17 protein-coding genes and 2 pseudogenes are annotated in these 19,751 nt (G+C 74.7%); 11 read left to right on the top strand and 8 right to left on the bottom strand.

Going from position 1 to position 19,751, the window contains the following annotated elements:
* Window positions 1-195 precede the first annotated feature (195 nt).
* Together AB0L34_RS19880 and AB0L34_RS19885 are read right to left on the bottom strand one after the other, a co-directional pair.
* Window positions 196-888: a class F sortase gene (locus AB0L34_RS19880; RefSeq protein WP_363705807.1), complete on the bottom strand. Its 693-nt coding sequence runs from the start codon at window positions 886-888 to the stop codon at window positions 196-198.
* A 1-nt stretch (window position 889) separates the two neighbouring features.
* On the bottom strand, window positions 890-1,933 hold the full coding sequence (locus AB0L34_RS19885; protein WP_363705808.1) for a hypothetical protein: 1,044 nt from the start codon (window positions 1,931-1,933) through the stop codon (window positions 890-892).
* A 705-nt stretch (window positions 1,934-2,638) separates the two neighbouring features.
* Here AB0L34_RS19885 and AB0L34_RS19890 point away from each other — a divergent pair.
* Window positions 2,639-2,836, top strand: a pseudogene (locus AB0L34_RS19890) (hypothetical protein); the annotation flags it as partial.
* Between the two features lie 247 nt (window positions 2,837-3,083).
* Here AB0L34_RS19890 and AB0L34_RS19895 read toward each other — a convergent pair.
* The 3 genes and pseudogenes from AB0L34_RS19895 to AB0L34_RS19905 form a co-directional block, all read right to left on the bottom strand.
* On the bottom strand, window positions 3,084-3,467 hold the full coding sequence (locus AB0L34_RS19895) for a hypothetical protein (protein WP_350708669.1): 384 nt from the start codon (window positions 3,465-3,467) through the stop codon (window positions 3,084-3,086).
* Window positions 3,468-4,218: 751 nt separating this feature from the next.
* A pseudogene (locus AB0L34_RS19900) lies at window positions 4,219-4,425 on the bottom strand (hypothetical protein); the annotation flags it as partial.
* A 265-nt stretch (window positions 4,426-4,690) separates the two neighbouring features.
* Complete coding sequence (locus AB0L34_RS19905; RefSeq protein ID WP_357456149.1) at window positions 4,691-5,284, bottom strand: hypothetical protein; 594 nt, start codon at window positions 5,282-5,284, stop codon at window positions 4,691-4,693.
* Window positions 5,285-5,459: 175 nt separating this feature from the next.
* Between AB0L34_RS19905 and AB0L34_RS19910 the strand changes: the two genes are divergently transcribed.
* From AB0L34_RS19910 to AB0L34_RS19950, 9 genes are all read left to right on the top strand, one after another.
* Window positions 5,460-5,879 carry a Fur family transcriptional regulator gene (locus AB0L34_RS19910; protein WP_363705809.1) on the top strand — a complete coding sequence of 140 codons (420 nt, stop codon included), beginning with the start codon at window positions 5,460-5,462 and terminating at the stop codon, window positions 5,877-5,879.
* 32 nt (window positions 5,880-5,911) lie between these two features.
* Complete coding sequence (locus AB0L34_RS19915) at window positions 5,912-7,402, top strand: catalase (protein ID WP_363705810.1); 1,491 nt, start codon at window positions 5,912-5,914, stop codon at window positions 7,400-7,402.
* 231 nt (window positions 7,403-7,633) lie between these two features.
* Entirely contained in the window at window positions 7,634-10,276 is a 2,643-nt protein-coding gene (locus tag AB0L34_RS19920; protein WP_363705811.1) for a nitrate- and nitrite sensing domain-containing protein, read from the top strand.
* On the top strand, window positions 10,273-10,698 hold the full coding sequence (locus AB0L34_RS19925; RefSeq protein WP_350708741.1) for a roadblock/LC7 domain-containing protein: 426 nt from the start codon (window positions 10,273-10,275) through the stop codon (window positions 10,696-10,698). The genes AB0L34_RS19920 and AB0L34_RS19925 overlap by 4 nt, the downstream gene beginning before the upstream one ends.
* On the top strand, window positions 10,688-11,077 hold the full coding sequence (locus AB0L34_RS19930; protein ID WP_357456137.1) for a DUF742 domain-containing protein: 390 nt from the start codon (window positions 10,688-10,690) through the stop codon (window positions 11,075-11,077). The genes AB0L34_RS19925 and AB0L34_RS19930 overlap by 11 nt, the downstream gene beginning before the upstream one ends.
* On the top strand, window positions 11,058-11,660 hold the full coding sequence (locus AB0L34_RS19935; protein ID WP_350708658.1) for an ATP/GTP-binding protein: 603 nt from the start codon (window positions 11,058-11,060) through the stop codon (window positions 11,658-11,660). Before AB0L34_RS19930 ends, AB0L34_RS19935 begins: the two co-directional genes overlap by 20 nt.
* Window positions 11,661-11,782: 122 nt before the next feature.
* Complete coding sequence (locus tag AB0L34_RS19940) at window positions 11,783-12,820, top strand: lactonase family protein (protein ID WP_363705812.1); 1,038 nt, start codon at window positions 11,783-11,785, stop codon at window positions 12,818-12,820.
* A 132-nt stretch (window positions 12,821-12,952) separates the two neighbouring features.
* A complete protein-coding gene (locus AB0L34_RS19945; RefSeq protein WP_363705813.1) occupies window positions 12,953-14,713 on the top strand; it encodes a substrate-binding domain-containing protein in 1,761 nt (586 codons plus the stop codon).
* 215 nt (window positions 14,714-14,928) lie between these two features.
* Window positions 14,929-16,410, top strand: coding sequence for a sugar transferase (locus AB0L34_RS19950; RefSeq protein ID WP_357456127.1), 1,482 nt, complete (start codon window positions 14,929-14,931; stop codon window positions 16,408-16,410).
* Between the two features lie 15 nt (window positions 16,411-16,425).
* Here the strand turns inward: AB0L34_RS19950 and AB0L34_RS19955 are convergent, their stop codons facing one another.
* A complete protein-coding gene (locus AB0L34_RS19955; RefSeq protein WP_363705814.1) occupies window positions 16,426-17,556 on the bottom strand; it encodes a PP2C family protein-serine/threonine phosphatase in 1,131 nt (376 codons plus the stop codon).
* A 97-nt stretch (window positions 17,557-17,653) separates the two neighbouring features.
* On the opposite strand from AB0L34_RS19955, the gene AB0L34_RS19960 reads away from it, so the two are divergent.
* The gene (locus AB0L34_RS19960) at window positions 17,654-18,193 is read left to right on the top strand and encodes a MarR family transcriptional regulator (RefSeq protein ID WP_363705815.1); all 540 of its coding nucleotides are present in this window, start codon (window positions 17,654-17,656) and stop codon (window positions 18,191-18,193) included.
* 56 nt (window positions 18,194-18,249) lie between these two features.
* Here the strand turns inward: AB0L34_RS19960 and AB0L34_RS19965 are convergent, their stop codons facing one another.
* Together AB0L34_RS19965 and AB0L34_RS19970 are read right to left on the bottom strand one after the other, a co-directional pair.
* Window positions 18,250-18,480: a SpoIIE family protein phosphatase gene (locus tag AB0L34_RS19965; RefSeq protein ID WP_363705821.1), complete on the bottom strand. Its 231-nt coding sequence runs from the start codon at window positions 18,478-18,480 to the stop codon at window positions 18,250-18,252.
* Window positions 18,459-19,697, bottom strand: coding sequence for an ROK family transcriptional regulator (locus tag AB0L34_RS19970; RefSeq protein ID WP_363705816.1), 1,239 nt, complete (start codon window positions 19,695-19,697; stop codon window positions 18,459-18,461). The genes AB0L34_RS19965 and AB0L34_RS19970 overlap by 22 nt, the downstream gene beginning before the upstream one ends.
* Between the last annotated feature and the right edge of the window lie 54 nt (window positions 19,698-19,751).

Consider the following 19,751-nt stretch of genomic DNA (forward strand, 5'->3'; position numbering starts at 1 on the left):
GGGTGCCCCCCCCCCCCGCCGCCGCACGCCGCCCCCGCCGCGGGGCCCGCCCGTCGGGCCCCCCCCCCGGCCGCACCGCGTCGTCGTTTCCCGGCGTCCCGCCTCCACTGCCGTGCCGCGGCGCCGGGGGCCACGACGTGGCGGATGCCGCCACCGCCCGGCCCGGACCGTGCGACCGCCGGCGGAGGCCCTGGGTCAGGCGGTCATGGAGGCGAAGACGACCACGTTGTCCGGGTAGCTGCGCGCCGCCTCGTCGAAGACGCCGCCGCAGGTGACCACCCGCAGGCCGGGCCGGTCGCTGGGGCCGTAGACCTGCTCCGTCGGGAACTCGGTCTTCGGGTACGCCTTCACCGACTCGACCGTGAACGTGACCCGCTGCCCGTCCTCGCGGGTGACGGCGATCGTGTCACCGGGTTGCAGGGCGCCGAGGGAGAAGAAGACCGCCGGCCCGATCACCGCCGAGTCGACGTGCCCGACGATGACCGCGTTGCCGACCTCCCCCGGGCTGGGCCCCGGCTCGTACCAGCCGGCGCGCTGCGCCTGCTCGAGCGGGGGCACCTGGACGGTGCCGTCCGGGTTGGTGCCGAGCGACATGATCGAGGCGTCGACCCCGATCCGGGGGATGCTGATCGTGGTGGGGGTGGAACGGGCCAGCCCCGTCGCGGCCCCGCCGGCGACGTCCGGGTCCGCGCCGTCGGGCCCCGACACCGTCGTCCCGGAGGTGTCCGGTCCGGCCTGCGCCAGGGGCTGCGGCGGGCGGGGGGCGGGGGCGGTCATGACCGACGCGCCGATCATGCCTGCGCCCACCATGGCGAGCAGGACGACGGCGGCCGCGCCGGCGGCGCGCCACGGTTTCCCGTGACGGCCGCCGGCCCATCTCGCCGTCATGTCAGACCAGCGACTCATCGGTCCGACGCCGACGCATCAGCACCAGGCCGCCCAGGGCGGCCGCGCCGAGCAGGCTGGCCCCACCGGCGGCCAGGCCCCGGTCGGTCCCGGCGCCGGCACCGCCGTCGCCGCCGTCGACCCCGCCGCGCGGCAGGACGACGAGTTCACCCTCGCCGCACGAGCCCTTGAGCTCGTAGCGGCCCGGCTTGGCGTCCTCGGAGACCTCGGCCTCGCCGTAGTAGACGAAGTCACGCTTGTGCTCCCAGCGGTCCTTGTCCTTGTCGTCCTTCCAGGACTCCTCGTCGGACCAGTCCTTCTTCTCGTGGTCCTTCTTCCGGTCGCCCTCGTCCGAGCCGTACCCCTCGTGGTCCTTGCGGTCCTCCTCGCGACCGCTGTCGCCACGGTCCGAGCCCCAGCTGTCCGAGCCGTACTTGTCGTGGTCCTTGCGGTCCTCGCCCTCCCGGCCGCTGTCGCCCCGCTCGTCCGAGCCGTACTTGTCGTGGTCCTTGCGGTCCTCGCCCTCGCGGCCACCCTCGGCGTCCTGGCCGTGCTCGTAGCCCTTCCAGTCGCCGTCGTCGGCGGCGCCGCCGCCCTGGCCGTAGGTGGTCGTCGGCTGCGGCTTGGCGGTCTCGTCCTTGCCTTCGTGCTCCTTGCCCTTGTCCTTGTCGTGCTCCTTGCCCTTGTCGTGCTCCTTGCCTTCGTGCTCCTTGCCCTTGTCCTTGTCGTGTTCCTTGCCCTTGTCGTGGTCCTTGCCCTTGTCGTGGTCGCCGGAGTCCTTCTCCCCGCGCCAGTCGTCGCGGCCCTCGGCCGGCTCGAGCTTGACCTTGCCCGTGACCTTGGACCACACGTAGGCGTGCTCCTGGCGCTCCGAGCAGACCTCGAGCAGCTTGACCGTTTCGCCCGCCTTGACGACGTGGGGCTTGGCGTAGACCTTGCCCTCGTCGTGGTGGCCGTCCGCGAACGCGATACCCGGCGTGAACACGAGCAGGGAGGCACCACCGAGGGCAGCGCCCGCAACGACCTTCCCGAGCATCTTGTTTGCCATGACCTGCGTCACTCCATCCCTGTTGTCCTGGGCTCGGTGGCAACCGAGCTACGAACGACGTTAGACCGTTTCATGAGCTATGCAGGGAAAGATTCGTGTTTGCCCCTATGTCGGGCATCCGGGCGACAGGCGTGATATGCCCGGTTACGAGCGATATACGGCTTTCCTGTCCTGGTGGCACCGCCACGGCCGCCTCGCGCCGGTTGGGGCCCTCGGTGGGTGTCGTCCTGTTCCGGCGACCCCGCCGTCGACGACGCCCCCGCCGACCACCCCGCCCTTGGCAACGGGTGCCCAGGGGCACGTGAACCCGGAGTGGACGGCCAAGGCGGGAGTCGGTGCTGGGCGGCAGCCAGGTGCCGAACAACGACATCGACGCCGCCCACCACGGCTGGATCGGCTGGGACGGCAACTTCGGCCCGACCGCCGACACGCTGAGGAGCGCCGCGGTCGCCTCTGGCCGCACCGTGGACAAGGCCGCCAGGTGCTCGCCGGTGAGGGTGGAACGGGCGCTGCACGGCTTCATCGTCAACACGGCCAACTGCCGGCCCCGCGGGAGCCGTACGTCAGGGGTCACCGACACGGTGAACGGGGCAGACCGTGCGCCGGCCCAGGCGGATCGACTGGAACCAGTGCGTCGACGAGCTGTCGCTCGCCCGAACCGTCCGCACCAGGCCGGTCCAGGTGGCCTTCGGCGCCTGCATCGGCATGCTGGTCGGGCGCCTCCCGCAACGGCTGGGGGCGGCTCCGCCCGGCCCACCGGCCGGGCGCGGCGACCAGCGTGGACACCTACGTCAACGGCGGCCCGGTGGACCGGCGGATCCACCCGGCAACTGGTGCGAACAGTCCGGGGCCGGCCCGGGCGAACGCCCGAAGGTCGAGCCGGAGCCGGGCGTCGACGCGTCCGTCCGGGGTGAGGCGCCGGGCGAGTCGGACGGCTCCAGCAAGAAGATCGCGAACAGCGAGGGCAAGGGCTCCGACCGGATGTGCGACCCGACGTACCCCGGCGACACCCGCAACGACAACAACCCCAGCGGGGCCCGACACGGCGTCTACCCGCCGCTGGCAGCAGGTGGGCGCTCCGGCGGCGGGGTTCCCGGGCCCGCGGCCCGACCGCTCGACGGTCGGGCCGGGGGCCTGTCACGTACGGCGGTCAGGGGACCGTTTTCTCGATCGCCGCCCGGCCCAGCTCGGCCAGGTCCCGGCGGGCCCGCTCGATGTTCTCCGGCGTCAGGTCCTGGCCCCGGGCCGCCACCAGATCCTCCGGCTCCCAGGGCTGCTCCGCGCCGGTGCGGATGTTGTCCGGCGCCGCCCCCGTGCCGGTGCCGGTGGCCCCGGTGCCGGCGGCGTACGGGTCACCGATCAGCTGGTCGGTCGGCGCGCCGCTCCGCGGCTGGTCACCGGGCTCCGCGAACGACGGAGTGTCCCGGTCGGCGCCGCCGCCGGTCATCAGCTGGGGGATGCCGGTGTCGTCCTCGACCGCCGCGGCCACCTCGGGGCTCTCCTCCAGCGGTCGGTCACGGTCACGATCCGTCATGTCGCTGCCCTCCTGCCGCCAGGTGGTTTCCTGATCCTCCTGGCGTACCCCGCGTGGCGGCGCCCATGCCCCCGCCGGATGCCGAACGGCCGGCCCGGCCGTCGCGCACGCCGCCGGGGCGGGCCCCCGCCCGCACCAGCGCACCGCCGGGCGCCCCCCGGCCCCGTCCGACCGGGGGCGCCCGTGCGGGCGGTCAGCGTCCGAGCACGCGGTCGAGGAAGTCGCGGTAGTGGCGGACCGCCATCCGCAACTGCTCGGTGTCGGCCGAGCCGGCGTCCTGCCAGCCGCCCAGCTTGTTCTTCTGTGCGGACAGCGCCGAGGCGAGCGCCTGGATCGCCTCGTCGACCAGCGACTGCGCCTCCCCGGCCGCCGCGCGGGGGTCGTCCACGAACCGTAGCTGGACGTCCCGCCAGCGGTCCCGGAAAACCTGCGCCGCCGTGGGGTCGAAGAGCGTGGCCGGCTCGGCGGCGACGGTCGAACCCGCCGGCCGGGACGTCCCGGCCGACTCCAGCGAGCCGGCGGCGGCACCCGTGCGCCCGGCCGACGCGTGCTCGGCGTCGGGGTCGACCATGGCGGGGGTGGCGCTGCCGTACCCGGGCCCGCCGGCCGCGGCGGTCTCCGGGTCGCCCGTCCAGCCGGTCAGGTCGGTCCGGCGCTCGGGGCCACCGTCGGTGGCGTCCGGCGGCAGCACGGTCGTGCCGCCGGGTGACCCGCCGCGCTCGTCGGGCCGGCCCTCGCCACGCTCACCGGCACCGCGGAACTCGGCGGTCGGGTCGGCCCGGCGCCCCTCCCGGGCGCCGTCCACGGCCCCGTCGCCCGGCCGCGCGGTCGACTCCGTACGTGGGTCGACCTCGTCCTCCGGGCGGGGGCTGGCCAGGGCGGACGCGGCCACCGCGTCGCCGACGGTGGTGGCGCCGAAGGCCGTCGGCAGCGGACCGGGCTCGTGGAACTCCGGCCGCCCGCCGGCGGTGTCCCGGCCGCCGGAGCGTGCCGCGCCGGCGTTCCGATCGCCGGACCGTTCGTCGTCGGCGGTCCCGCCGCGCGGGGCGCGCTCGCCGGCGACCGCCGGGTCGTCGAACGTGCCCCGCTCGTCGAGGGCGTCCTCGGGCACCTCGGCGCGGCCGGCCTGGTCGCCTCGTGGCGGCACCGGCACCGGCGTGGAGCGGACGGCCTCGGGGTGCTCGTTGCCCACCCGCTGCTCTTCCTGTCGCATCGCGGTCTCCTCAGCGGCTCGTGACGTCGTGCTGGCTGTCCGGACTGCGCTGCTCGGGCGGCCGGTGCCCGACCGGCTCCTCGCCGAGCAGGTCGGCGAAGAGGGCCCGGTAGTGGACCACGGCCTGGCGGAGCTCCTCGGTGCTGGCCTCGCCGCGCGAGTTGCGCAGGTGGATGTCGTGGGCGTCGCGGTAGTGGCCCAGCGTGCGGGCGTGTTCCACCGAGAGGTGGGCGATCTGGTCGGAGAAGTCGCCGGTCGGGTAGCCGCGTTCGGCGATGAGCCGCGTGACCAGTTCGTCCGCGTCGCCCACGGTCTCGGCCGGGGAGTCCACGAAGCGGACCTGGATCTCCTCCCAGGCGGCGGCGTACCGGGCGCGGGACTCGGGGGCGAGGGGGGTGAGCGTGAGGTCGGCGTGGCGGCGCTGCCGCTCGCGCAGCTCCCGCTCGGCGGCGGTACGGCTGTCCCGTTCGGCGACGGCGCGGTCGTACTCGGGACCGAACCGCGACCGCAACGCCCGACGGCGGGCGTACGACCGGGCGGCCACGGCCAGCGCCGCGATCACCAGCACGACGAGAACTATGACGATTACCTGCGTGGGCGACATGGCTCCTCCTTCGGCCAGTGGTATTCCCTCCGCTCCGTGATCGCCAATCCCGTTCCGCGGCACTTTCCTGACGAACCCGACCTGGCGGCATTCCCCGTACCGACATGACGAGTCGCACAGAGTGATCGCCCCGCGAAAACTTGACTCATTCCAGAAAAGGCGCTTGGGTGGGGTGATGCCGGTCGAGACCGACGTCGAACGCCTCCGGGCCGCCGGGTTGCGGGTCACGCAGCCCCGGCTCGCGGTGCTCGCGGCGGTACGCGACCGGCCGCACCTGGAGGCCGACACGATCACCCGACTCGCCCGGGTCCGCCTCGGGCGGATCTCGGTCCAGGCGGTCTACGACGTCCTGCACGCCCTCACCGGGGCGGGCCTGCTGCGCCGGTTCGCCCCGGCCGGCGGGCCGGCCCGCTACGAGCTGGCCGGGGACGACCACGACCACCTGGTCTGCCGGGAGTGCGGGGCGATCGTCGACACCCGCCGCAACCGGGCCCCCGGGCCCTGCCTCGACCCCGGCGCCACCTTCGCCGTGGAGTCCACCGAGGTCACCTACTGGGGCCGGTGCCCCACGTGCCAGCAGCGACACCACCGCTGACGCCAGCCGTCACACCGACCAGGAGGAGCGCCATGAGCGACCCGCAGGCCAGCAAGCCGATCCTCACCACCCGTCAGGGTCACCCCGTGCACAACAACCAGCAGCAGCGGACGGTCGGTTCGCGTGGCCCGGCGACGCTGGAGAACTACCACTTCCTCGAGAAGATCAGCCACTTCGACCGGGAGCGCATCCCGGAGCGGGTGGTGCACGCGCGCGGCTTCGTCGCGCACGGCGAGTTCGAGGCGTACGGGACGATCGGCGACCAGCCGGCGTCGAAGTACACCCGGGCCAAGCTGTTCCAGACCAAGGGCAAGAAGACCCCGGTCACCATCCGCTTCTCCACCGTCATCGGCGGCCGGGACTCCTCCGAGGCGGCCCGCGACCCGCGCGGCTTCGCCGTGAAGTTCCGCACCGACGACGGCAACTGGGACCTGGTGGGCAACAACCTCCAGGTCTTCTTCATCCGCGACGCGATCAAGTTCCCCGACGTGATCCACTCGCTGAAGCCGGACCCGGTGACCTTCCGCCAGGAGCCGAACCGGATCTTCGACTTCATGTCGAACACGCCCGAGTCGATGCACATGCTGACCTGGCTCTTCTCCCCGTACGGCATCCCGAAGAACTACCGGACCATGCGCGGGTCCGGGGTGAACACGTACCGGCTGGTCAACGCCGAGGGCGAGGGCGTGCTGGTCAAGTTCCACTGGCTGTCGCAGCAGGGCGAGCACAATCTCACCCAGGCCGAGGCGGACGCCATCCAGGCCACCGACCTGGGCCACGCGTCCAAGGACCTCTACGAGGCGATCGAGCGCGGCGAGTACCCGAAGTGGGAACTCAACGTCCAGGTCATGAGCGACGACGAGCACCCGGAGCTGGACTTCGACCCGCTCGACGACACCAAGATCTGGCCGGAGGAGGACTTCCCCTACCTGCCGGTCGGCATGATGACGCTCAACCGCAACATCACCGACCACCACAACGAGAACGAGCAGATCGCCTTCGGCACCGGCGTGCTGGTTGACGGGATCGACTTCTCCGACGACAAGATGCTGGTCGGCCGCACGTTCTCCTACTCGGACACCCAGCGGTACCGGGTCGGCCCGAACTACCTCCAACTGCCGGTCAACCGCCCGCGCGAGGACGTGGCCGTCAGCACCAACCAGGGCGGCGGCCAGATGTCGTACGGGGTGGACAACCGGGGCGGCAACCCGCACATCAACTTCGAGCCGTCCTCGGTCGCCGGGCTCCGGGAGGCCGACGAGTCCTACCGGGAGTACCGCCCGTTCGTCTCCGGTCAGGTCATGAAGGCCCCGATCGAGCGGCAGAACAACTACTCCCAGGCAGGCCGCCGCTACCGCGAGATGGCCGACTGGGAGCGCGACGACCTGATCCTCAACCTGACGACCCTGCTGGCACAGTGCGACAAGCACATCCAGGAGAAGATGGTCTGGCACTTCAGCCAGTGCGACGAGGACTACGGCCGTCGGGTCGCCGAGGGTCTCGGCATCTCCGTCAGCGCCTGATCCGCACACCACCCACCGAACGCCCCGCCGGCCCCGGCGGGGCGTTCGTCCGCTGTGGACGTCCGTCCGGTAGGCCCGACGCGACGGACGGTAGTGCATCGGGCGGGATTTACGTATCCTGCCCAAGGCGTCCGCCGGACGGGCCGGCACCGTGGGCCGTGACCGTCCGACCCGGACGCTGCCCGGCCGGCGCCGGCGCCCCCGCAGCCACACCTTCCGGGCGAGGTCTGATTGAAATCCCGCGACTGGCCGATCCGCTCCAAGCTGACCGCGCTGGTCGTCGTCCCGGTGACCGCGCTGCTGGCGCTCTGGATCTTCGCCACGACGCTGACCTTCGGGCCGGCCCTCGACCTGCTCGCCGCCCGGACCCTCCTCTACGACCTCGGCCGCCCCGGCGAGACGGTGGTGGCCGAGCTGCAACGGGAGCGTCGGCTCTCGGTGGTGCACCTGGCCGGCGGGGACGTCGCGCCCGGGCTCGCCGAGCAGCGCCGGCGGACCGACCGAGCGGTCGCCGAGCTGCGCCGCCGGGTCGGCGGGGAGGAACTGCGCGACGCCGCCGGCGACCACCTCGACACCCGGGTCGACCACCTCGTCACCGCGCTGGACGCGCTGCCCGCCGGGCGCGGGTTCATCGACCGCCGCGAGGTCGACCGGGCCGGCGCGGTCGGGCTCTACAGCGGGATGATCTCTTCGGCCTTCCAGGCGTTCTCGGCCATGGCGAACCTGCCCGACCAGGACCTGAACCGTCAGGCGCTCGCCGTCACCGCGCTCGGCCGCAGCCGGGAGCTGCTCGGCCAGACCGACGCCCTGCTGGCCGGGGCGTTCACCGCCGGCCGGTTCGCCGAGGGCGAGCACACCCAGGTCGTGCAGACCATCGCCAACCAGCGGTTCCTCGCCGAGGCGGCGGTCGCGGACCTGCCCGATGCGGAGCGCGCCGCGTTCCAGCGGCTGACCGAGGGGGAGGTCTTCGGCCGGCTGCGGGCGATGCAGGACACCCTGGTCGGCGCCCGGTCGTCGACCCGGCCGGCGGTGGACCCGGCGCAGTGGCACGCCAGCTACGAGGCCGTGCAGCAGGCGCTGCGGGAGTTCGAGCTGGCCCAGGCCGACGGGCTCGCCGACCGGTCGGTGCCGACGGCCGTCGGCATCCTCGTCCGGCTCGCCGCCGCCGGGGTGCTCGGCCTGGCCGCCGTCGTGGTCTCGGTCCTGGTGGCGCTGCGGGTCGGTCGTTCCCTCGCGCAGCGGCTCACCGGCGTACGCACGGCCGCGCTGGACATGGCCGAACGCCGGCTGCCCGACGTGGTGGCCCGCCTGCGCCGGGGCGAGCAGGTCGACGTCGCCCGGGAGGCGCCCGCGCTGGAGTACGGCGGCGACGAGATCGGCCAGGTGGCGCGGGCCTTCACCGAGGTGCAGCGGACGGCGGTCCGCTCGGCCGTCGACGAGGTGACCCTGCGCCGGGGGCTCAACGAGGTCTTCCTCAACATCGCCCGCCGCAGCCAGGGGCTGGTGCACCGGCAGCTCGCCCTGCTCGACCGGATGGAGCGGCACACCGAGGACCCGGACGAACTGGCCGAGCTGTTCCGCGTCGACCACCTCGCCACCCGGCTGCGGCGGCACGCGGAGGACCTGGTCATCCTGGCCGGCGCCGCCCCCGGGCGGGGCTGGCGCAACCCGGTCGCGATGGTCGACCTGATCCGGGGCGCCATCTCCGAGGTGGAGTCCTACGACCGCGTCGACATCGCCGCCGTGCAGCCCGGCGGCGCGCTGGGGCGGGCCGTCGGCGACGTGATCCACCTGCTCGCCGAGCTGATCGAGAACGCCGCGGCGTTCTCCCCGCCACACACCCGGGTGGAGGTCTCCGGGCAGCACGTGGCCAACGGCTACGCCGTCGAGGTCACCGACCGCGGCCTGGGCATGACCGCCGCCGCGCTGGAGGACGCGAACCGGCGGTTGGCCCGGTCCCCCGACTTCGAGCCCGCCGAGACGGCTCGGCTCGGCCATTTCGTGGTGGCCCGGCTCGCCGCCCGGCACGGGGTCCGGGTGCGGCTGCGCCCGTCCGACGGAGGCGGGTTGACCGCCGTCGTGCTCATCCCCGCCGACCTGGTCACCGACGAGCCGTCCCTGCTGCCCGAGGGCGTCGCCCCGCCGGAGGACCAGTCCGGGGCGACGCCGGAGGAACGGCGGATGGCCCGGGCGAGCCGGCTGAGCACGCTGCCCCGGCCCCGTTCCGTCCGAGCCGCCGAACCCGGCGCGACGCCGCCCTCCGCGGCCCCGTCCGCCGCAGCCCCGCCTTCCGCAGCCCCGCCTTCCGCGGCTCCCGCCTCCGCCGCGCCGGACCAGCCCGGTCGCGCCGCCGGCCCGGCCGCGTCCGGCGTCGGGGGCCCGGCCTCCGCCGGGCCGGGCCGGGCCGCCCCCGCGTCCCGAGACCCCGCCCCCGCCAGCCGGGTGCCCGGCGGCCCCGGCCCCGCCGAGAGCGCCGGGGAGATCGACGGGCTGCCGCGTCGGGTGCGGCGTCACGGGCCGGCCGTCCGGCGGCGGTCGACGCCGGACGCCCCCGGGGGCGGTCCGGCACTCGGGCACCCCGCGGCGGCCCGGCACCCGGTCGCCGACGGCCCGACGCCGCGGCCACCGGTGATCGAGAGCCCGACCCCGCGCACTCCCGAGGAGGCGCGGCGCGCCATGTCCGCCCTGCAGGCGGGCACCGCCCGTGGCCGCGCCGCGGCCGGCGGCGCGACGGCTGACGGGGCCGTGGCCGCCGGCGCCCCGGCGGCCGGTGGCGACACCCCGGAGCAGGCCCCGGAGCCCATCCCGACCCCGACCCCGGCCGAGCCGCCGGCGGAACCAGACCCCGTGACCGCGACTGAGAGGGACGCCTGATGCTGCATCCGACGAGGCAGAGCGCCGATCTCGACTGGTTGCTCGACGATCTGGTGGAACGGGTGCCGCCCGCCCGCCAGGCGGTGGCGCTGTCGGCCGACGGGCTGCTGCTCGGCTCCTCCACCAACCTGGACCGCGCCGACGCCGAGCACCTGTGCGCGCTGGCGTCCGGCTTCTCGAGCCTGGCCCGGGGCGCGAGCCGGCAGGTGGCCGGCGGGGCGGTTCGGCAGACCGTGGTGGAGATGGAGTCGGCGTACCTCTTCGTCACCGCCGCCGGGCAGGGCGCCTGCCTCGCGGTGGTCAGCGACGCGGACGCGGACATCGGCCTGGTGGCGTACGAGATGGCGATGCTGGTCACCCGGGTGGGGGAGTACCTGAGCGCCCCGGCCCGGTCGGCGGCGGGGGCTGCCGATGCGGGCTGAGTCCCCCGGGCCGCAGCACGAGTGGCTCGACGACGACGCCGGCCCCGTCGTGCGGCCCTACACCCTCACCGGCGGGCGGGTCCGGTCGTCCGCGGACGGCTTCGACCTGGTCGCGTACGTGCTGGCCGCGCCGGCCGCCGACCCGGCCGCCCACCCGGAGCTGCACCCCGAGCACCGGCGCCTGGTGTCGCTGGCCGCCCGGCCGGTGCCCGTCGCCGAGTTGGCGGCCGAGCTGGACCTCGCGCTGGGCGTGGTCCGCGTCCTGCTCGGCGACCTGCTGGCCCGGGGACTGGTCGCGGTGCACCAGCCGACGGCCGCCGCCTACCTGCCCGACGACGACATCCTGAAGGCGGTGGTCAGTGGACTCCGTGCGCTGTGACGAGGCCGGTTCCGCTCCCCGGATCCCGCTCGCGCTGAAGATCCTCATCGCCGGGGGCTTCGGCGCCGGCAAGACGACGCTGGTGAGCGCGCTCAGCGAGGTCCGGCCGTTGCAGACCGAGGAGATCCTGACCGGGGCCGGGGTCGACACCGACGACCTGTCCGGCGTCGAGGCGAAGTCGACCACGACGGTGGCGATGGACTTCGGCCGGATCACGATCAACGACGACCTCCAGGTCTACCTGTTCGGCACCCCGGGCCAGGACCGCTTCTGGTTCCTCTGGGACGAGTTGGCCTTCGGGGCGCTCGGCGCGGTGGTGCTCGCCGACACCCGTCGCCTGGCGGACTGCTTCCCGTCGATCGACTACTTCGAGCAGCGGGGCATCCCGTTCGTGGTGGGGGTGAACTGTTTCGACGGCGCCCGGCGGTTCAGCCTGGAGACCGTACGCCAGGCGCTGGACCTCGACCCCGACGTGCCGTTGGTGCTCTGCGACGCGCGGGACCGGCAGTCCGGCAAGGAGGTGCTGATCGCCCTCGTCGAGCACGTGGCCCGGCAGCGGGGCGAGCCGGTGCCGGCGGCCTGAGCCCGCCGGCGCGGCCGGTCCCGTCGACCGGCCGTGACTCGGCGCGGCTTTCCGGGTAAGGAGCCGGCACAGGGGCGAGCCTCTGGTTGGATCGACGGAGGAATCGGCGGAGGGCGGAACCGGTGGCGGAGCAGGGCGCGGTCGTCCACATCGGCGGCTACACGGCACACGGCGGGGGCCGGGGCACCGGCATCGTCGCGGCCCGGCGGGACCCGGGCTCCGGCGAGCTGTCCCCGCTCGGCACCGTCGCGGTCACCCCGGCGCCCTCCTTCCTCGCCCGGCACCCGCGGCTGCCGGTGCTGTACGCGGTCAACGAGCTGCCCGACGGCGAGGTCAACGCCTTCCGGGTGGCCGCCGACGGCGACCTCACCCCGCTCGGCACCCGGTCCACCGGGGGCGCGGAGCCCTGCCACCTGGCGGTCGTCCCGGACGGCGGCCACCTCGTCGTGGCCAACTACGGCGGCGGCAGCGTGGCGGTGTTCCCGCTCGGCCCCGACGGGGTGCCCGGCGAGCGCAGTGACCTGGTGCAGCACGAGGGGCACGGGTTGGACCCGGAGCGCCAGGCCGGCGCCCACGCCCACATGGTCAACCCCGACCCGGGCCGGGGCCCGCTGCTCGCGGTCGACCTCGGCACCGACTCGATCTACCGCTACGACCTGGACGCCGCCTCCGGTCGGCTGGTGCCCCGGGCGCCCCGGGTGCGGGCGGCCGCCGGCTCCGGTCCCCGGCACCTGGCCCGGCACCCGGACGGCCGGCGGTGCTGGGTGGCGGGGGAGCTGGACGCCTCGGTGACCGCGTACGAGCTGACCGCCGAGGGCGCGCTGCACCAGCGGGGCCGGGTCGACGCCAGCGACCGGCCCGGGCACGTGCAGCCGTCGGAGATCGCGGTCGGCCCGGACGGCCGCTTCCTCTACGTGGCCAACCGCGGGGTGGGCACGGTCGCGGTCTTCGCCCTGGCCGGCGAGCTGCCGGAGCTGGTCGCCGAGGTGGAAACGGGTGGGGAGTGGCCGCGGCACTTCGCCCGGGCGGGGGAGCACCTCTACGTGGCCGACGAGCGGGCCGACATGGTCCGGGTCTTCCGGGTGGACGCGGCCACCGGTGTCCCGGCCCCGGTCGGGGAGCCGGTGCCGGTGCCCAGCCCCACCTGCGTCCTGCCCTGACCAGGCCAGATCAACTCGCCGAGGCGGGACGGTTACTCGTCGTCGACAATTTGGTGGTCAACTGTATCTCCTGCGTAACTTTCGTCCGAACGGTTGTGGCAGCTACCAGGGCGGGTACGCAGTATGGTCAGCGTGTCAGCAGGCCGCCACCGCATGCGTACCAACGTTCACGCAGCTACCGCCGCCGCTGCCGTCGGCGTGCTCGCCGTGACGGCCGGCGGCTGGTTCGGCTACCAGCAGCTGGCGCAGCCGGACTGCTCCGGCAGGATCGAGCTGTCCGTCGCCGTCGCCGACGAACTCGCCCCCGCCGTCGACGCGGCGGCCGCGCGATGGGTCAAGGACGGGGCCGCGGTCGGCGGGACCTGCATCGCGGTGAAGGTCTCGGCCTCCGACCCGGTCGACGTGGCCGCGACGGTCGCCGCCAAGCACGGTGTCACGCTGGCCGGCGTCGGGCAGGCCAGTGGCACGGCGGTCAGCCCGGACGTCTGGGTGCCCGACTCCTCCACCTGGCTGCTGCGGCTCAAGACCGGCGGCGCCACCGCCTTCGACCCCGGCAACGGCACGTCCATCGCCCGCAGCCCGGTGGTCGTGGCGATGCCGGTGCCGATCGCCTCGCGGCTGGGCTGGCCGCAGAAGAAGTTCAGCTGGACCCAGCTCCTCCAGCAGGTCCAGAGCGACAAGCCGCTGCGTACCGGCATCGTCGAGCCGACCCGCGACGCGGCGGGCCTGTCCGGTCTGCTCTCGCTGACCACCGCCGCCAGCGCCACCGGCGGCCCGGACGCCGAGAAGGACAAGGTCGCCGCGCTGCGGGCGCTGGCCACCGACCGCTCGGCGCTGCGGCCGGACCTGCTCGCCCGGTTCCCCACCGCGTCGGACGCGACGACGATCGCCAGCAGCCTCGGCGCGGCGGCGCTGTCCGAAGAGGACGTGATCCAGTACAACAGCAAGAAGCCGCCGGTGCCGCTGGCCGCGCTCTACCTGGAGCCGGCGCCCGCGCCGCTGGACTACCCGTACGCGGTGCTGCCCGGCATCGAGCCGGCCAAGGCGTCGGCGGCGCGGGTGCTCTACGAGGTGCTCACCACCGCCGACTTCCGCGACAGGCTGGCGGCCCAGGCGCTGCGGGCGCCGGACGGCAACTGGGGCGCGGGCTTCGACGCCCCGCAGGGCGCACCCAGCCCGGCCGGCGGCGCGTCGACCCCGCCGGCGACCGGCGGCACCGCGGCGACCGGCGGGCCCGACCCGCAGAACATGGACCGCGCGCTCTCCAGCTGGTCGATCGCCACCCAGTCCGGCCGGATGCTCGCCGTCATCGACGTCTCCGGCTCCATGAAGGAGAAGGTGGCCAACGCCGGCAACGCGACCCGGCAGCAGGTCACCGTGGAGGCGGCCCGGCGCGGGCTGAACCTCTTCGACGACTCCTGGTCCATCGGCCTCTGGACGTTCTCCACCGAGCTGGTCGGCTCCCGCGACCACCAGGAGTTGGTCGCCATCGGGCCGCTGTCGCGGCAGCGCGGCAAGTTGGAGCAGGCGCTCGGCTCGATCCGGTCCTCCAGCGGCAGCACCGGCCTCTACGACACCATGCTGGCGGCGTACCAGAAGGTGCAGGACAACTGGGAGCCGGGCCGGGTCAACTCGATCGTGCTGTTCACCGACGGCAAGAACGAGGACTCCGACGGCATCACCCAGCAGCAGCTGCTGGCCGAACTCAACAAGATCAAGGACCCGGAGCGGCCGGTGCAGGTCGTGATCATCGGTATCGGCGGCGACGTCAGCAAGGCCGAGCTGACGTCGATCACCGACGTGACCGGCGGCGGCGCCTTCGTCACCGAGGACCCGACCAAGATCGGCGATATCTTCCTCCGGGCGGTCGCGCTGCGCAAGGCCCCGGCCTGACCGACGGACCAGGGCGTGCAGGGCCCGTCGTACCGCCGGATCCGGTACCGCGGGCCCTTTTCGGCCACCGGCCCCTTCGGGAAAAGTGACGGCAATACGTCGGAAGCGATCGTCCACCGTGGTTGCCGGGGCAGGATGTCGTAGTGCTCCGCGGCCGGCCCGCGACGGGGTCGGTCGGCGACCGGGGCCGTCGGCATGCGAAGTGGGGAGGGCCGGTGACCTCGGCGACGCTGTTGACCCCCGCCCGAGCGGCGTCGCCGGACCAGCCATGGTCCGGGCAGGCGGCCCGCACCGACGAGCGCGCCTACGTCCGCTCCCTGGTGGTGCTGGACACCACCATCCTGACCATCGCCGTGCTCATCGGGTACGTGGCCCGCTTCGGCGGTGACACCCCGGGCGGTTCGAAGGTCCCGTACGTCGTGGTGGCTCCCGGGCTCGTCGTCGCCTGGCTGATCTCGCTCCGGGTGCTGCGCTGCTACGACGACCGGGTCCTCGGGTACGGCGCGGACGAGTACCGGCGGGTCAGCGCCGCCAGCCTGCGCCTCGCCGGTGGCATCGCGATCGTCGGCTACATCGCCGACGTCGGCGTCTCCCGGGGCTTCCTGGGCATCTCGTTCGCGGTCGGCGCCGTCGGTCTGGAGGTGGCCCGGTTCGCCGCGCGCAAGCGGCTGCACCGGGCGCGGTCCCGGGGCGCGGGCTGGTCGCGCAAGGTGCTGGTGGTCGGCGACACCGCGCACGTGCTGGAGCTGGTGCACACCCTGCGCCGCGAGCCGTACGCGGGCTACCAGGTGGTCGGCGCGTGCATCCCCGACGCGCTGCTCGCCCCGGTCGCCCAGCGGCTGGGCGACGTGCCGGTGGTCGGCTCGTTCCGGGGCATCCCCGAGGCCGCCACCGCCATCGGCGCGGACACGGTCGCGGTGACCGCCTCCGGCGAGCTGACCGCCACCCGGCTGCGGCGGCTGGGCTGGCAACTGGAGGGCACCGGCGTCGACCTGGTGGTGGCGCCCGCGCTGACCGACGTCGCCGGCCCGCGCATCCACACCCGGCCGGTCGCCGGCCTGCCGCTGATCCACGTCGAGGCGCCCGAGTTCCGCGGCGCCCGCAAGCTGGTCAAGGGCTTCGTCGACCGGGCGGCCTCCTCGCTGGCCCTGACGCTGCTGCTGCCGCTGCTGGCCGTCATCGCGCTGGCGATCAAGCTCGACAGCCGGGGGCCGGTGCTGTTCCGCCAGACCCGCGTCGGGCAGGGCGGCCGGGAGTTCGGCGTCTACAAGTTCCGCACCATGGTGGTGAACGCCGACGCCCTGCTGGCGGAGCTGGCCTCCCGCAACGAGACCGACGGCCTGATGTTCAAGATGCGCGACGACCCGCGGGTGACCCGGATCGGCCGGCTGCTGCGCAAGTGGTCGCTGGACGAGCTGCCGCAACTGGTCAACGTCCTGTTCGGGCAGATGAGCCTGGTCGGCCCCCGCCCGCCGCTGCCCTCCGAGGTGGCCCGCTACGACGGGGACGTGGCCCGCCGGCTGCTGGTCAAGCCCGGCATGACGGGGCTCTGGCAGGTCAGCGGCCGGTCCGACCTCAGCTGGGAGGACGGCATCCGGCTCGACCTCTACTACGTGGAGAACTGGTCGCTCGCGGCCGACCTGACGATCCTCTGGAAGACCTTCGGTGCCGTGGTCAACAGTCGCGGGGCGTACTGACCCGCCCCGGTGGGATCAGTCCTGCGGGCCGGTCCAGTCCAGGCACACCACGACCGCGTCGTCGACCAGGTCACCGGCGACGAACGCGCGCAGGTCGCCGATCAGCGAGCGCACCGCGTCCAGCGGCTCCATCGGCCCGGTCCGGCGCAGGAACCGGTCGAGCGCGGTCTCGCCGTACCGGACGTCCTGCCCGGTGGCGTCGATGACGCCGTCGCTGACCACGAAGAGCCGGTCGCCCCGGCACAGCTCGAACCGCTGCTCGTGGTAGTCGGTGGCCTCGAACATGCCGAGCGGGAACTGCGCCTCCAGCGGCAGTTGGCGGACCTCCCCGTCGCGCAGCAGCACGAGGCGGGGCGACCCGGCGTCGACCACGGTCAGCACCCCCGAGCGCAGGTCGAGGTCCATCAGCAGCGCCGCGAGGTGCTGGCCGCCGCGGTGCAGGTCGTAGATGGCCTGGTCGGCGAGGGCCGCCTGGTCGGCGAGGCCGAGCCCGGCCCGGCGGGCGTTGCGCAGCGCGTACGTGGCGAGCGAGGTGAGCATCGCGGCGGCCACCCCCTCGCCCGTGCCGTTGATGGTGGACAGCCAGACGCGCTCCCCGTCGTCGGACCAGTCGAAGCTGTCGCCGCGCACCGCGTACGCCGGTTCGAGCTGCCCGGCGAGGCTGAACGAGGGCCGGATCCGGCTGCGGCCGGGCAGCATCTCCCACTGCATCTCGGCGGCGAGGGTGAGCCTCCTGCTGCGCCGCGCGGCCCGGTAGACGTCCGTGCCGGCGCTGACCGCGGCGATCTCGTGGGCCAGCGCGGTGGCGGCCTCCGCCAGCTCGTGGAGCGTCCCCGGGTCGCCGGGGGCCGGCGCCACCCGCAGCACCCCCCGGCGTTCCCCGCGCATCGACACCGGCAGGTACGCGGTGTCGTCGGCGACGATCGGGGTCTGGTGGTCGAAGCAGCGCCAGGCGGGGTGCCCCGGGCTGGTGACCGTCTCCCCGTCACCGAGCGGCAGCAGCGCCGACAGCCGGTAGTCGACCTGGAGCAGCTGTACCCGGGTGATCCCGTAGGCCCCGGCCAGGGTGTCGGCGACCCGGTCCAGCAGGAGATCGGCGGGCGCCTCGTTGAGGGCGCGCCGTACCCGGTTGACCGGTTCGCTCATCCTTCGCTCCTTGGTCGCGAGCCCGCACCAGCGGTTTCGGAGTAGTCTCGGGCCCACCATGGCGGAAGTGCACGGTCCCCAGGGGCCCCAGACGAGTATGGCTGCCGAGCTCGACGCGGTGGCCGACGCCCTGCTGACGGTCTGGGAGGCCGCGCGGGAGCGCACGACCAGCCGTGTCTCCGGCGCCCAGCTGCGCGCGATCATGCTGGTCGAGCAGCACGACGGGATCAACCTCCGCCGCCTCGCCACCGGGCTCGACATGCTGCTCTCCTCCGCCAGCCGGCTCTGCGACCGGCTGGTCGCCGCCGGCATGCTGGAACGCGAGCCCGGCCGCCTCGACCGGCGGGAGATCTCGCTGCACCTCACCCCGGAGGCCCACCGGCTCCTCGCCGAGCTGCGCGACGACCGGCGCCAGCAGCTCGCGGCGATCCTCGGCGACATGACCCCCGAGGGGCGGCAGGCCCTGCTGGTGGGCATGCGGGAGTTCGACGAGGCGGCGCGTCGCCGCCACGCGTCCGTCCAGTCCGTCGAGCCGGCCGGCCCCTGGTCCGACGCGGGCGGCCCGGCGGGGCCACCGGTCGGCCTACCGAAGCAGGAGTGGCCCGGCGACGAGCCGAGGGTGGCTAGGACGGCCTGACCCGCGGGCGGCACGCCCGGACCGTCCGCACCGCGTGCCCGGGCGGGGGCGGCTTGTCACGCGTCGGGCGCCGCGGCCACCGCGAGCATCGCGATGTCGTCCTGGCTCTGCCCGTCCATCCACTCTTCGACCCGGTGCAGGAGCCGGTCGACGAGCGTGGCGGGGGGCAGCCCGGCCGCCGAGGCCAGCGCCGCGCGCAGCCGCTGTTCGCCGAACACCTCGCCGCCCCGAGGGGCTGCCCGACACCCATCGGAGGCGGCCGGGCTCAGGGCTGCCGGGTCAGCCAGCCAGCCGGTCGGGCGAGGATCCGGCGGACCACCGAACCGGCCCCGCCGACGGCCGCCGCCGCGCCGCCGAGCGCCGCGGCGCGGACGGTGACCGGCGACCAGGCCGCGGTGAGCACCCGGCGGGAGACCTCGGCGAGCACCGGCGGGCGGAGCCAGGGCGCCAGCGGGGCGTATCCGCCGCCGAGCACCACGGTGTCCAGGTCCAGCAGGTTGACCACCCCGGCCACGGCGACCCCGAGCGCGGTTCCGGCGTCGGCCAGGGCGTGCAGCGCCGCCGGGTCGCCCGCCCCGGCCAGCTCCGCGAGCCGGGCCGTCGCGGTGTCCGCCGGGAGGTCCGCGCCGGCCAGGCCGGCCGCCGCGAGGATGGCCTCCTGACCGGCGTACGTCTCCAGGCAGCCCCGAGCCCCGCACCGGCACGGCCGGCCGTCGGGGCGGATCGAAACATGGCCGATCTCGCCGCTCCAGCCGCGGGCGCCCCGGAACAGGGACCCGTCCAGGACGATCCCGGCGCCGATGCCGACCTCGCCGGAGACGTGCAGGAAGCTGGCCGGGCCGGCCGGTCCGGCGTGCAGCTCGCCCAGCGCGGCGAGGTTGGCCTCGTTGTCGACCACCAGCGGTGGTACGCCGTCCACGTGCGCGGTCAGCGGCGGATGCCCGGCGAGGAGGGCGGGAACGGGCACGTCGCGCCAGCCCAGGTTCGGGGCGAGGCGGACCAGCCCGGCGTCGTCGACGAGGCCGGGCACCGCGAGGGCCGCGCCGGCCAGGGTGAGCCCCTCGCGGGCCGCGTCGGCCCGGGCGCGCGCGGCCAGGTCGACCAGCCGGGACACGGCCTCGGCGGGGGAGACCGGCCGGAGGTCGGCGCGGTGCACCGTGTGGTGGCGGACCCGGCCGGCGAGGTCGACCACGCAGGCGGCCAGGTAGTCGACGTTGACCTCCAGGCCCAGCCCGGCCGGGCCGTCGGGGGCGAGCACCAGGCCCCGCGACGGCCGCCCCGCGCCGGTCCGCGGCGTCGGCTCCGCCTCGCGCACCAGCCGGCCGGCGAGCAGGTCCTCCACCACGGCCGAGACGGTGGCCCGGGTCAGGCCGGTCCGGGCGGCCAGCTCGGCCCGGGACGGCGGGCGGTCGGCGGCGGCGATCCGGTCGAGCACCACGGCGAGGTTCCACTCGCGCAGGCTGCCCTGCCGGACCGCCCCGGGCGGGGCGTCGGGTCGGGTCACCCCTTGACGCTGCCACAGGCCGATCAAATAATTCAACCACTGAACAAATAGCGG

The organism is Micromonospora sp. NPDC052213 (assembly GCF_040679695.1).
GTDB lineage: Bacteria > Actinomycetota > Actinomycetes > Mycobacteriales > Micromonosporaceae > Micromonospora.

Coding starts and splice junctions, on each gene's coding strand:
- AB0L34_RS19880 (WP_363705807.1), bottom strand. CDS start 888: ATGACGGCGAGATGGGCCGGCGGCCGTCACGGGAAACCGTGGCGCGCC.
- AB0L34_RS19915 (WP_363705810.1), top strand. CDS start 5,912: ATGAGCGACCCGCAGGCCAGCAAGCCGATCCTCACCACCCGTCAGGGT.
- AB0L34_RS19885 (WP_363705808.1), bottom strand. CDS start 1,933: ATGGCAAACAAGATGCTCGGGAAGGTCGTTGCGGGCGCTGCCCTCGGT.
- AB0L34_RS19910 (WP_363705809.1), top strand. CDS start 5,460: ATGCCGGTCGAGACCGACGTCGAACGCCTCCGGGCCGCCGGGTTGCGG.
- AB0L34_RS19955 (WP_363705814.1), bottom strand. CDS start 17,556: ATGAGCGAACCGGTCAACCGGGTACGGCGCGCCCTCAACGAGGCGCCC.
- AB0L34_RS19930 (WP_357456137.1), top strand. CDS start 10,688: ATGCGGGCTGAGTCCCCCGGGCCGCAGCACGAGTGGCTCGACGACGAC.
- AB0L34_RS19960 (WP_363705815.1), top strand. CDS start 17,654: ATGGCTGCCGAGCTCGACGCGGTGGCCGACGCCCTGCTGACGGTCTGG.
- AB0L34_RS19895 (WP_350708669.1), bottom strand. CDS start 3,467: ATGACGGATCGTGACCGTGACCGACCGCTGGAGGAGAGCCCCGAGGTG.
- AB0L34_RS19905 (WP_357456149.1), bottom strand. CDS start 5,284: ATGTCGCCCACGCAGGTAATCGTCATAGTTCTCGTCGTGCTGGTGATC.